This window comes from Mycolicibacterium madagascariense (assembly GCF_010729665.1).
Classification (GTDB): domain Bacteria; phylum Actinomycetota; class Actinomycetes; order Mycobacteriales; family Mycobacteriaceae; genus Mycobacterium; species Mycobacterium madagascariense.
Genome location: NZ_AP022610.1, coordinates 2,766,857 through 2,780,570 on the forward strand (window position 1 = coordinate 2,766,857; position 13,714 = coordinate 2,780,570).

The 13,714-nt window shown below is 70.8% G+C and carries 5 protein-coding genes; all 5 read left to right on the forward strand.

All coding sequences use genetic code 11. From position 1 onward, the window contains the following. Positions 1–95: 95 nt before the first annotated feature. The 5 genes from mutA to pks2 all read left to right on the forward strand — a co-directional run bounded on the left by mutA (position 96) and on the right by pks2 (position 13,688). Entirely contained in the window at positions 96–1,964 is a 1,869-nt protein-coding gene (mutA, locus tag G6N60_RS13070) for a methylmalonyl-CoA mutase small subunit (RefSeq protein WP_163737608.1), read from the forward strand. 1 nt (position 1,965) lies between these two features. After that, entirely contained in the window at positions 1,966–4,257 is a 2,292-nt protein-coding gene (gene scpA, locus G6N60_RS13075; RefSeq protein WP_163737611.1) for a methylmalonyl-CoA mutase, read from the forward strand. Continuing rightward, positions 4,258–5,235 carry a methylmalonyl Co-A mutase-associated GTPase MeaB gene (meaB, locus tag G6N60_RS13080; RefSeq protein WP_163737614.1) on the forward strand — a complete coding sequence of 326 codons (978 nt, stop codon included), beginning with the start codon at positions 4,258–4,260 and terminating at the stop codon, positions 5,233–5,235. Positions 5,236–5,314: 79 nt separating this feature from the next. After that, a complete protein-coding gene (gene lipL / locus G6N60_RS13085) occupies positions 5,315–6,607 on the forward strand; it encodes an esterase/beta-lactamase LipL (protein WP_372510999.1) in 1,293 nt (430 codons plus the stop codon). 772 nt (positions 6,608–7,379) lie between these two features. Beyond that, the gene (gene pks2 / locus G6N60_RS13090; protein ID WP_163737621.1) at positions 7,380–13,688 is read left to right on the forward strand and encodes a sulfolipid-1 biosynthesis phthioceranic/hydroxyphthioceranic acid synthase; all 6,309 of its coding nucleotides are present in this window, start codon (positions 7,380–7,382) and stop codon (positions 13,686–13,688) included. The last annotated feature ends 26 nt before the right edge of the window (positions 13,689–13,714 follow it).

Here is a 13,714-nt window from a genome sequence, read left to right on the forward strand (position 1 = left end):
AGGCCGATGGGACGCCCGACCGCGGCGCAGTGACGTGATGGCGATCATTTAGCCTGATGGGAAGGGTGGTCCGTCACAGGTGCGACGACAGGGAGATGCCGGTGTCCGTACAGGGGTCCAGTGCCAGCGTCGGCGCCGTGGAATCCGACCTGCAGGCCTGGCGGGCCGCCGTCGCCGGGGTGTTGGCCAAGAGTTCCCGCAAGGATCCCGCCGACCTCGGCGCGGCACCCGAGCGGTTGCTCGACTCGCCGACCTACGAGGGTTTTCCGATCAGCCCCCTCTACACCGGGCGCGACGGATTGCCCGAACCGCCGTTGCCGGGACAGTGGCCCTACGTGCGCGGCGCCGACGCGCTGCGGGACGTGCGCGCGGGATGGGGGGTGGCCGAGGGCTTCCCCGCCGTCGGGCAGAACGTGGTCGCCGACGGGAACGGGGACGTGCTGGCCGCACTGTCCGACGGCGTCAGCGCCATGGTCCTGCGCGTGGGCGCCGACGGTGTCGACGTCGCGCATCTGGACCGTCTACTCGAAGGCGTGTTCCTCGAGCTGGTGCCGGTGATCGTCGAGGCGGGCGCCGACTACGTGGGCGCGGCCGACGCCCTGCTGGCCCTGGTGTCCGGCATGGCCGACGACGCCAAGCCCACCCTGTCGATCGACCTCGGCGCCGACCCACTGGCGGCGGCACTGACCGGCCGTGACGCCCCACCGATGAGCGGCGTCGTCGCGACCGCGTCGAGGGTTCTCGGGTTCGGCGGCGGCATCCGCGCCGTGACGGTGGACGGGGCGGGCCTGCACGACCTCGGGGCCAGTGCCTCCTGGGAGCTCGCCGGGGCGATCGCGGCGGGGGTCGCCTACCTGCGCGCGCTCTGCGACGGGGGCCTGGCGGTACCGGATGCCTTGCGGCAGATTGCCTTTCGCTTCGCGGCCGACGACGACCAGTTCATGACCATCGCCAAGCTGCGGGCGGCCCGTCAGCTCTGGGCCAGGGTGGCCGAGGTCCTCGGGCAGCCCGACGCCGGCGCTGCCACGATTCACGCCGTCACGTCGCGGCCGATGATGACCCGGCGCGACCCGTGGGTGAACATGCTGCGCACCACACTCGCCGCGTTCGGTGCCGGCGTCGGCGGTGCGGACACCGTCCAGGTATTCGAGTTCGACAGCGCCATCGAGGGCGGATTGGCCGGTGTCGCACGCAGTTTCGCCCGTCGGATGGCGCGCAACACCCAGCTGCTACTGCTCGAGGAATCGCACGTGGGCCGCGTCCTCGATCCCGGCGGCGGGTCGTGGTTCGTCGAGGACCTGACGCGCTGCCTCGCCGAGCAGGCGTGGCACCACTTCCAGGATCTCGAATCCAGGGGAGGGTTCGAGGCGGCGGGCGGGCACCTCGCCGAGGAGATCGCCGCCGTGCGGAACCGGCGCGCCGAGGACGTCGCGCACCGGCGCAGGGCGCTGACGGGCGTCAACGAATATCCCAACCTCGCCGAGGCGCCGCTCGCCCCGCCGCATCCGACGCCCTCGGTGCACGCCTACGCCGCGGCATTCGACGCGCTGCGCGACCGCTCCGACGCCTACCTCGCCGCCAACGGAGCGCGCCCGACGGCCCTGCTGCTGCCGCTGGGTCCGCTGGCCGAGCACAACGTCCGCACGACGTTCGCCGCCAACCTGCTGGCGTCGGGCGGGGTGCAGAGCGTCAACCCCGGCACGCTGAGCCCGGCCGGCGTCGCGCAGGCCGCCGCGGAGGCGGGCCACCCCGCCGTCGCCGTCGTCTGCGGCACCGACGCGCGCTACGCCGAGGAGGTGTCCGACATCGTGGCGGCCGCCCACGCGGTGGGCATCGCCCACGTGTACCTCGCCGGGCCGGAGAAGGCGGTCGCCGACGCCGAGCACCGCCCCGATGACTACCTGACCGCCAAGATCGATGCGGTCGCCGCACTTTCGACCCTGCTCACCCGGTTGGGGGCCTGACATGACCACATCCGACGTGGCCGCCGACGCGGCACCAGCCACGAATCCCGGCATCCCCAGCTTCGCCGACGTGCCCCTGCACGGCGACGAGCAGGGCGCGCCCGCGACCGAGGCCGCGGTCGCCGCGGCCATGACCGCCACCGCCGACGCGCATGGTCACACCGCCGAGCAGCTCGTCTGGACCACCCCCGAGGGCATCGACGTCAAACCCGTCTTCATCGCCGCGGACCGCGACGCCGCCGTCGCGGACGGCTACCCACTGGACACCCTTCCCGGCCTGCCGCCGTTCGTCCGCGGGCCGTACCCCACGATGTACGTCAACCAGCCGTGGACCATCCGCCAGTACGCCGGGTTCTCCACGGCCGCGGAGTCCAACGCGTTCTACCGACGCAACCTCGCGGCCGGACAGAAGGGCCTGTCGGTCGCCTTCGACCTGGCGACCCACCGCGGCTACGACTCCGACCACCCACGGGTGGCCGGCGACGTCGGAATGGCCGGTGTCGCCATCGATTCCATCCTCGACATGCGCCAGCTCTTCGACGGCATCGACCTGTCGACGGTGTCGGTGTCCATGACGATGAACGGCGCCGTGCTGCCGATCCTGGCGCTCTACGTCGCCGCCGCCGAGGAGCAGGGCGTGCCGCCGGAGAAGCTGGCGGGGACCATCCAGAACGACATCCTCAAGGAGTTCATGGTCCGCAACACCTACATCTATCCGCCCAAGCCGTCGATGCGCATCATCTCCGACATCTTCGGTTACACCAGCGCGAAGATGCCGAAGTACAACTCCATCTCGATCTCCGGCTACCACATCCAAGAAGCCGGTGCCACAGCCGATCTCGAGCTGGCCTACACGCTCGCCGACGGCGTGGAGTACATCAAGGCCGGGCTGGACGCCGGCCTGTCGATCGACACGTTCGCGCCGCGGCTGTCGTTCTTCTGGGGCATCGGGATGAACTTCTTCATGGAGGTCGCCAAGCTGCGCGCGGGCCGGCTGCTGTGGAGCGAACTCGTCGCGCAGTTCGACCCGAAGAACGACAAGTCGAAGTCCCTGCGCACCCACTCGCAGACCTCGGGGTGGTCGCTCACCGCGCAGGATCCGTTCAACAACGTCGCGCGCACGTGCGTCGAGGCCATGGCGGCCACGCAGGGCCACACGCAGTCGCTGCACACCAACGCCCTCGACGAGGCGCTGGCACTGCCGACCGACTTCTCGGCCCGCATCGCCCGCAACACCCAGCTGCTGCTGCAGCAGGAGTCCGGCACGACGCGGCCGATAGACCCTTGGGGCGGTTCGTATTACGTGGAGTGGCTGACCCACCAGCTGGCCGAGAAGGCCCGCGCCCACATCGCCGAGGTGGCCGAACACGGTGGCATGGCCCAGGCCATCGACGAGGGCATTCCGAAGCTGCGCATCGAGGAGGCCGCCGCGCGGACGCAGGCCCGCATCGACTCCGGCGCGCAGACCGTCATCGGCATCAACAAGTACCAGGTGGACTCCGACCAGGAGGTCGAGGTCCTCAAGGTCGAGAACAGCAGGGTGCGGGCCGAGCAGATCGCCAAGCTCGAGCAGCTGCGTGCCGACCGCGACGAGGCGGCCACCGCAGCCGCCCTGGCCGAATTGACAAGGGCCGCAGGCGCTTCCGGCCTCGCGGGGGAGGATGGCCTGGGGAACAACCTGATGGCGCTGGCGATCGCGGCGGCGCGGGCCAAGGCGACCGTCGGGGAGATCTCCGGCGCCATGGAGAAGGTCTACGGACGCCACCAGGCCGAGATCCGCACCATCGCAGGCGTCTACCGGGACGAAGTGGGGAAGGGGCACGACGTCGATCACATCCGCAGGGCCACCGACCTCGTCGAGAAGTTCGCCGAAGCCGACGGCCGCAGGCCGCGTATCCTGGTCGCGAAGATGGGTCAGGACGGGCACGACCGCGGCCAGAAGGTCATCGCGACGGCGTTCGCCGACATCGGGTTCGACGTGGACGTCGGTTCGCTGTTCTCCACGCCGGACGAGGTGGCCCGCCAGGCCGCGGACAACGACGTGCACGTCGTCGGCGTATCCTCCTTGGCCGCAGGACATCTCACGCTGGTGCCCGCACTGCGCGACGCCCTGGCCGAGGTGGGCCGACCCGACATCATGGTCGTCGTCGGCGGCGTGATCCCGCCCGGTGACTTCGACGAGCTGTACGCCGCGGGCGCCACCGCCATCTTCCCGCCGGGCACGGTCATCGCCGACGCGGCGGTCGGTCTGCTGCAGACGCTGGCCGAGCGGCTTGATCATGACCTGAGCTAGATGGATCCCTCCCAGCTCGCAGAGGCCGTTCGCGGCGGCGACCGTTCGGCGCTGGCCAGAGCGATCACGCTCGTCGAGTCGACGAGGACCGACCACCGGGCGCGGGCGCAACGGCTGCTGATGGAGCTGATGCCCGAGGCGGGCAGCGCGGTGCACGTCGGCATCACCGGCGTGCCGGGGGTGGGCAAGTCGACGACCATCGAGGCGCTCGGCATGTACCTCATCGAGCAGGGCCACCGGGTGGCCGTACTCGCCGTCGACCCGTCCTCGACGCGGACGGGCGGTTCCATCCTCGGGGACAAGACCCGGATGGCCCGGCTCGCGGTCAGCCCCGAGGCCTACATCCGGCCGTCTCCCACGTCGGGCACGCTCGGCGGGGTGGCGAAGGCCACCAGGGAGACGATCGTGCTCCTGGAGGCGGCCGGCTACGACGTCGTGCTCGTCGAGACGGTGGGCGTCGGGCAATCCGAGGTGACGGTCGCCAACATGGTCGACACCTTCGTGTTCCTGACGCTCGCCCGCACCGGCGACCAACTGCAGGGCATCAAGAAGGGCGTGCTCGAACTCGCCGACGTCGTGGTGGTGAACAAGGCCGACGGCGAGCACGCGACCGAGGCGAAGGCGGCGGCGCGCGAGCTCGGTGGCGCCATTCGTCTGCTCTATCCGCGTGAAACACTATGGCGCCCACCGGTATTGACGATGAGCGCTCTGACGGGCACCGGCTTGTCCGAGCTGTGGGAGACGGTGCTGCGGCATCGGCAGGTGCTCACCGAGGCGGGGGAGTTCGACACGCGGCGGCGCACGCAGCAGGTCGAGTGGATGTGGTCGATGGTGCGCGACGCCATGCTCGACCGGGTGACGTCCAACGCCGCGGTGCGGGCCATGCGCGCCGACGTCGAACAGCGGGTCCGCGACGGGGATCTGACGGCCGCGCTGGCCGCCCAGGAGATCCTCGACGCCGTCGACCGGGCGCCCTGAATGACGCACAGCTACGCGTTTTGCTAACGAATCCGTAACCCCGCACTGTTTGCCAGAGCTCAGGTGAACAATGGCAGACGTGACGCAGGCCATACGTCGGGAGCGCAGCGCGGCGCTTCCCGGGGATGCCGAGGACTCGGCTCTACCGCGCAACGTCCGCGGGGCGGCCGATCCCCACTTCGCGCTCGTCGTCAACGCCTTCTCCCGGCTGTTCCCGCACCGTCGCCTCGGTGGTGGCGCGCTCGCGGTGTACCTCGACGGTCAGCCGGTCGTCGACGTCTGGACCGGGTGGGCCGACCGGCGGGGCCGGCGGCCGTGGACCGCCGACACCGGCGCGATGGTGTTCTCGGCGACGAAGGGCATGGCGTCCACGGTCATTCACCGCCTCGCCGACCGCGGTCTGATCGACTACGACGCCCCCGTCGCGGAGTACTGGCCGGCGTTCGGCGCCAACGGCAAGGCGGCCGTGACGGTGCGCGAGCTGATGCGCCACCGCGCCGGGCTGTCCCAGCTCAACGGCGCCACCGGTACGGACCTGATGGACCACCTGCTCATGGAGGAGCGTCTGGCCGCCGCGCCCATGGGCTGGCTGAAGGGCCGGCCGTCCTACCACGCGCTGACCTACGGCTGGCTGATGTCGGGGCTGGCCAGGGCCGTCACCGGCCGCGGAATGCGGGAGCTGTTCCGCACCGAACTCGCCGGACCGCTCGACACCGACGGCCTGCATCTCGGCCGGCCGCCCCGCGACGCCCCCACCCAGCCGGCGCGCATCATCGGGCCGCAGAGCCGACTGCAGAATCCGGTGTTCAACCACGTCGCTCCTCGCATCGCCGCCCTGCCGTTCAGCGGGGGCTTCGGGTCGATGTACTTCCCCGGCATGAAGGCCACCGTCCAGGGCGACATCTCGCTGCTGGACACCGAACTGCCCGCCGCCAACGGCGTGGCGACGGCACGTGCGCTGGCCCGTGTCTACGGCGCGATCGCCAACCGCGGCCGGATGGACGGTCGGCAGTTCCTGTCCTCGGAGCTGGTGGACGGTCTGACCGGGCGCCCGAGCCTGCACCTCGACGGCGGTCTCATCATGCCGCTGTCGTTCCATCTCGGGTATCACGGCCTGCCCCTGCCCGGTGTGCTGCCGGGGTTCGGCCACGTGGGGCTCGGCGGTTCCCTGGGCTGGGCCGATCCAGCCAGCGGATTGGCCTTCAGCTTCGTCCACAACCGGCTGCTGACGCCGTTCGTGCTGAGCGATCAGGCCGGGTTCGTCGCGATGGCGGCACTGATCCGGCGCGCGGCCGCGCACGCCCGTCGCGAGGGTGTCACGGCGATCCCGAACCTCGGCGCACCGTTCTCCGGACTGTCCACGGCGGTGTGACGCCGTTACCCGCACGGGTCGGGCGCGACTTTCGCCTGAACAGCACGTTCGATCCACACCGGCAACGGGTGTTGTCAGTTCGAAGACGTTGTGACACAGCGGGTTTGGCCGCGGCGCCGGTCCGAGCGGCCAGCTCGGCGTCGGCCTGGGGCCGCGGGTGCCGAGGTCGTTGCAGATGAACCGCAAAATGCTTCTGGCGTTACCGGCCAGACAATTGCCAGTCTCGTAAGGAAACTCGCCGTCTGGTTCGGACGTCTTCGACGACCCACCTCCACGTGACGCGTCTGACATCGCGGGAATCATCGCCGGACAGGCTAAATGGCTATGATTTGATCCGCGATGCTGGACTGGGAGCTCGTCAGACTCTGGTGAATGACCGGCTAACAGCTAGTTGCGAGAATGTTCATTCGATTGCTAAAAATAGCTGTGGCGAACGGTTCTCGGTGGTCAACGTCGACTTTTTCAGTTTGCTGGGGGCGGGGGAATTCGCTGTTTCTGCAGCGTATGCACGCAAACCTCGTTGATGGGACGAATAGGTAGCTGTCGGTGTAGTGTCCCGACCGACGAAACTTGAAGTGGAAAGGGCGGTAGGGGATTTGCCGAATATTTTCGTACTAAAAGTTCGTAGCGGTAGCTGGGTTCGGGACAACTAGACCCCCTGCCGATTAGCAGCAACGAAGGCAATCCGGAATTTCTGCAGCGTCGCAGTCCACGATCTTGCCATCACCAGGTGCTCGGATCCTGGACAGTTCATGGGAGAGGATGAAGCCAAGTGGCAGAGGCACGGGTCTCGGCAGTAGCTGTCATCGGCATGGGTTGCCGACTTCCCGGAGGAATCGATTCCCCGGAAGGCCTGTGGGCCGCACTGCTGCGCGGTGACGACACCGTGACCACGGTTCCCCTGGACCGCTGGGACGCCGAGGAGTACTACGACCCCGAGCCGGGTGTGCCTGGCCGTTCGGTGTCGAAGTGGGGCGCCTTCCTCGACGACGTCGCCGGGTTCGACGCCGACTTCTTCAACATCAGCGAGCGCGAGGCGACGTCGATCGACCCGCAGCACCGGCTGCTCCTGGAGACGGCCTGGGAGGCCGTCGAACACGCGGGCATCGACCCCGCGACGATCGCCTCGTCGGTCACGGGCGTCTTCGTGGGCATGACCCACGCCGACTACCAGCTGGTGGCCGTGGACGCCAACGCGGTCGAAGGGCCCTACGGCTTCACCGGAAACAACTTCAGCCTGGCGTCCGGACGCATCGCCTACCACCTCGGCGTGCACGGACCCGCCTACACCGTCGACTCCGCCTGCTCCTCGAGCCTGCTCGCCGTCCACATGGCCTGCCGCAGCCTGCACGACGGCGAGAGCGATCTCGCGCTGGCCGGTGGCGTCTCGATCATGCTCGAGCCCAGGAAGATGTCCTCCGGCTCGGCACAGGGCATGCTGTCGCCGACCGGCAGGTGCCACGCCTTCGACGTCGACGCCGACGGCTTCGTGTCGGGTGAGGCGTCGGCCGTGCTGCTGCTCAAGCGTCTCGACGACGCGCTCGCCGACGGAGACCGCGTGCTCGCGGTGATCCGCGGCACGGCCGCCAACCAGGACGGCCACACCGTCAACATCGCCACCCCCTCGCGCGACGCGCAGGTGACCGTCTACCAGTCCGCTCTCGCGGCGGGCGGCGTCGATCCCGCGACCGTCGGCTTCGTGGAGGCCCACGGCACCGGGACGCCGGTCGGCGATCCCATCGAGTTCGCGAGCCTGGCAGCTGTCTACGGCACCGCGGGGCCCGTCGCACTGGGTTCGGCGAAGACCAACTTCGGCCACGGCCAGTCGGCGTCCGGCGCGGTCGGGCTGATGAAGGCCATCCTGGCGTTGCAGCACGGCTCGGTGCCCAAGAACCTGCACTTCAGCGCCATGCCGGAGGAAATGACCCGGATCGACACGAACCTCTTCGTGCCGCAGGAGGAGACGCCGTGGCCGGTGCAGGGCGACCACCCGCGCCGCGCCGCCGTCTCGTCGTACGGGCTGTCGGGCACCAACGTGCACGCCGTCCTCGAGCAGGCGCCCGCAGGTGCGGCCACCCGAGTGGTCGAACCGGCCGACGCCCCCCGGCACACCGCGTCCGGTCCGCACCTGTTCCCGCTGTCGGCCACCTCGGCCGACGAACTGCGGCGCACCGCGGGTCGGCTCGCCGACTGGCTCGAGGCCCGCGGTGAGGTCGCCGACCCCGCGACCGACGTCGCCGATCTGGCCTACACGCTGGCTCGCCGCCGTGCCCACCGCCCGGTGCGCACCGTCGTGCTGGCCCACGACCACGACGAGCTCGTCACCGCACTGCGCGAGGTCGCCGACGGCGACCTGCCGTATGACGCCGCCGTCGACAAGGGTGAGCGCGGCCCGGTGTGGGTGTTCTCCGGCCAGGGTTCGCAGTGGGCGGGCATGGGCGCCGGCCTGCTCGCCTCCGAGCCGGTGTTCGCCGAGACGATCGCCACGCTGGAACCGCTGATCGCCGCGGAGTCCGGCTTCTCGGTCACCGAGGCGCTGTCGTCCCCGGAGGTGGTGACCGGGATCGACCGCGTCCAGCCGACGGTGTTCGCCGTCCAGGTGGCACTCGCCGCGGCCATGCGGGCGCACGGCGTGGTGCCCGGTGCGGTCATCGGCCACTCGATGGGTGAGGTCGCGGCCGCCGTGGTCGCCGAGGCCCTCTCGCTCGAAGACGGCGTGAAGGTCATCTGCCGCCGCTCGACGCTGATGGCGACCGTCGCCGGTTCCGGCGCGATGGCGTCGGTGGAACTGCCTGCGCAGCAAGTGCTCTCGGAGCTGGCCGCGCGCGGCGTCAACGACGTCGTCCTGTCGGTGGTCGCCTCGCCGCAGTCCGCCGTCGTCGGCGGCGCCAAGGAGTCCATCCGCCAGCTGGCCGCCGAATGGGAGGCGCGCGGCGTGATGGCGCGCGAGGTCGCGGTCGACGTCGCGTCGCACTCCCCGCAGGTCGACCCCATTCTCGACGACCTGACCGAGGCGCTCGAGGACCTGTCGCCGATGGAGCCGACGCTGCCGTACTACTCGGCGACGCTGTACGACCCGCGCGACCCCGCCGACTTCGACGCCTACTACTGGGCGGACAACCTGCGGCACGCCGTGCGCTTCGCGGCCGCCGTCCAGGCCGCGCTCGAGGACGGCTTCCGCGTGTTCGGCGAGCTCTCGCCGCATCCGCTGCTCACCTACGCCGTGGACCAGAACGCCCGCAGCATGGACGTCACGATGGTGGCGCTGGCCAGCATGCGGCGCGACCAGGAGCTACCCCACGGACTCCTCGGGTTCCTCGCCGCGCTGCACAGCGCGGGCGCGGCCATCGACTACGCCGCCACCTGGCCCGGCGGGGCCCTGGTCGACGCCCCCCTGCCCACCTGGACCCGGCGCCACCTGATCCTGGATCGCGAATCCCAGGAGCAGGGCGCCGCCACCGTGGCCGTGCATCCGCTCCTCGGGGCGCACGTGCGGCTGCCGGAGGATCCCGAACGCCACGTCTGGCAGTCCGACGTCGGCACCGATGCCCAGCCGTGGCTCGCCGACCACCAGGTGCACGGCGTCGCCGCGCTCCCCGGCACGGCGTACTGCGAGATGGCGCTGGCCGCCGCCAGGACCGTCCTCGGCGAGGCGTCCGAGGCCCGCGACATCGTGTTCCACGACCTGCTGCTGCTGCAGGAGCACACGCCCATCTCCGCGGTCGCGTCGCTGACCTCCGACGGGTTCCTCGACTTCCAGGTGACGACCAGGGACGAAGGGCAGGAGACCCGCCGCGCGGGTGCCGTGCTGCACGCCGTCGACGAGGTCGTAGAACCCCCGTCCTACGACGTCGACGCGCTACTCGCCGCACATCCGGTGGAGCTGCCGGGCGCCGAACTGCGCGACTGGTACGACGTCAGGGGCATCCAGTACGGGCCCGCTTTCGCGGGCCTCACCAGCGCCCACACCACCGAGGGGCCTGGCGGCTCGGTGTTCGCCACCGTTGCGCTGCCCGGTTCGATCCGGTCGCAGCAGGGCGCCTACGGGATCCACCCCGCGCTGCTGGACGTCTGCTTCCAGGCCGTCGGCGCCCATCCCGACCTCCACGGTGACCACACCGGCACGCTGATGCTGCCGCTCGGCGTGCGGACGCTGCGCGCGCACGCGTCGACGCGCAACGCGCACTACTGCTACGTGCAACTGGTGAGCGCCAGCCCGGACGCGGTCGAGGTGAACGTCGACGTGCTCGACGAACACGGTGCCGCGCTGCTGACCGTCGGCGGCCTGCGCCTGGGCACCGGCGTCTCCGAGCAGGGCCAGCGCGACAAGCGTCTCAACGAGCGGCTGCTGACCATCGACTGGCGCCACCTCGAGACGCCTGCCGCCGACGTGGTGGGCTCGGGCAACTGGCTGCTGATCAACACCTCCGACGAGTCGGACATGTTCGCCTACGAACTCGCCGACGTGCTGAAGGCCGGCGAGGCCGACGTCACGACGCTGGCGTGGCGCGCCGGGGACGACCACCACGCGAACGCCGAGGCACTCCGCAAGGCGCTCGAGGCCCGGCAGAGCGTCGGCGTCGTCGTGATTCAGGATCCGGCCGGCTCCGGCCGCGACGTCGTGGGCGACGGTGCCGACCACGTGCGCCACCTGGTCCGCATCGCGCGGGTCCTGCCGGACGTGCCCGGCGAACCGCCGCGGCTGTACGTGCTGACCCGCGGTGCACAGGCGGTACTGCCCGGTGAGGTTCCCAACCTCGCTCAGGGTGGGCTGCGCGGCCTGGTCCGGGTGATCGGCATGGAGCATCCGCGCATGCATCCGACGCAGATCGACGTGGACGACGCGACCGACGTCAGGCTCGTCGGCGCCGAGCTGCTGTCGGCCTCCGAGGAGGACGAGACGGCATGGCGTGACGGCCAGTACTACGCCGCGCGCCTCAACGTCACCCCGCTGCAGGCCGACGAGCGGCACACCACCGTGGTGCACCCCGAGCGCGAGGGCATGCGCCTGCAGATCCGCACCCCCGGTGACCTGCAGTCCGCCGAGCTCGTCGCCTACGACCGCATCCCGCCCGGCCCGGGCCAGATCGAGGTGGCCGTGTCCGCGTCCAACCTCAACTTCGCCGACGTGCTCGTCGCCTACGGTCGCTACCCCTCCTTCGAGGGCCGACTGCCCCAGCTGGGCGCCGACTTCGCGGGCGTCGTCACTGCGGTCGGGCCCGGCGTCACCGACCACGCGATCGGGGACCGGGTCGCCGGCATCTCGGCGACGGGTGCCTGGTGCACCTTCGTCACCTGCGATGCCAACCTGGCCGTGCGCATCCCCGAGGAACTGCCCGACGCCACCGCGGCGGCCGTGCCCAGCGCGCACGCCACGGCGTGGTACTCGCTGCACAACCTGGCCAGGATCGCGGCGGGGGAGAAGGTCCTGATCCACTCGGCCACCGGCGGTGTGGGTCTGGCCGCGGTGGCCATCGCCAAGGCCGCCGGAGCCGAGATCTTCGCGACCGCGGGCACGCCCGCCAAGCGCGCGATGCTCACCGAGATGGGCATCGCGCACGTCTACGACTCGCGCAGCGTCGAGTTCGCCGACCAGATTCGCGCGGACACCGACGGCTACGGCGTCGACGTCGTGCTCAACTCGCTGCCCGGCGCGGCGCAGCGGGCCGGTCTGGAACTGCTCACCTTCGGCGGCCGGTTCGTCGAGATCGGCAAGCGCGACATCTACGGCGACACCAAGCTCGGGCTGTTCACCTTCCGGCGCAACCTGTCGTTCCATGCCGTCGACCTCGCCCTGCTCGCACTGGTCCAGCCGGACACGCTGCGGTCGGTGCTCGACGACGTCTTCCAGGCGATCGCCGACGGGGTGCTCCCGCAGCCGCAGACCACGCACTACCCACTGGCCAACGGCGCCAACGCCATTCGTGCGATGGGCGCGGCCGAGCACACCGGCAAGCTGGTGCTCGACGTGCCGCGCACCGGGCAGTTCGCCGCGGTCGTCCCCGCCGACCGGGCGCCCGCGTTCCGGTCCGACGGTGCGTACGTCGTCACCGGCGGCCTGGGCGGGCTCGGGCTCTTCCTCGCCGAGAAGATGGCCGCCGCCGGCTGCGGACGCATCATCCTCAACGGTCGGTCCGCGCCGAGCCAGGACGCGCTGCGCGTGGTGGAGCGGCTGCGTCGCTCCGGCACCGAGGTCGAGGTCGAACTCGGCGACGTCGCCGAGGCGGCCACGGCGGGTCGGCTCGTCAGCGCGGCCACGGCCACCGGGATGCCGCTGCGTGGCGTGCTGCACGCCGCGGCCGTGGTGGAGGATGCCACGCTCGGCAACATCACCGACGATCTCGTCGAGCGCGACTGGGCTCCCAAGGCCATGGGCGCGTGGCGTTTGCACGAGGCCACGACGGCCGCGCCGCTGGACTGGTTCTGCTCGTTCTCCTCGGCGGCCGCGATGGTCGGCTCACCGGGTCAGGGCGCGTACGCGGCCGCGAACAGCTGGGTGGATTCGTTCAGCCGGTGGCGGCGGGCCCAGGGCCTGCCCGCCCAGGCGGTGGCGTGGGGTGCCTGGGCGCAGATCGGCGCGGGCCAGGCCATGGCCGACAACGACGGCATGGCCATCGACCCCGAGGACGGCGCCTACGCCTTCGACACGCTGGTCCGCCACACCAGGACCTACAGCGGGTACGCGCCCGTGGCGGGCGCCGCGTGGCTGACCGCGTTCGCGCAGACCAGCCCGTTCGCCGAGGCATTCGCCTCGATGGGTCAGGACCGCCCGGGATCGAGCGAGTTCCTCGACGAGCTGCGTCTGCTCCCGCGGGAGGAGTGGTCGGCCCGGGTCCGTAGGCTCATCTCCGAGGAGATGGCCCTGATCCTGCGACGTTCGGTCGACGCCGACCGGCCGTTGTCGGAGTACGGCCTGGATTCGCTCGGGACCCTGGAACTGCGCACCCGCCTCGAAGCGGAGACGGGCGTGCGGATCGGCTCGACCGACGTCACCACGGTGCGCGGTCTCGCCGAGCGGCTCAGTGAGCTGATCGCTGCCGATCTCGACCTCGACTCGACGACGCCGGCGGCCTCGTCATGACCGTCCGACCAGCGCCGATGACGTCG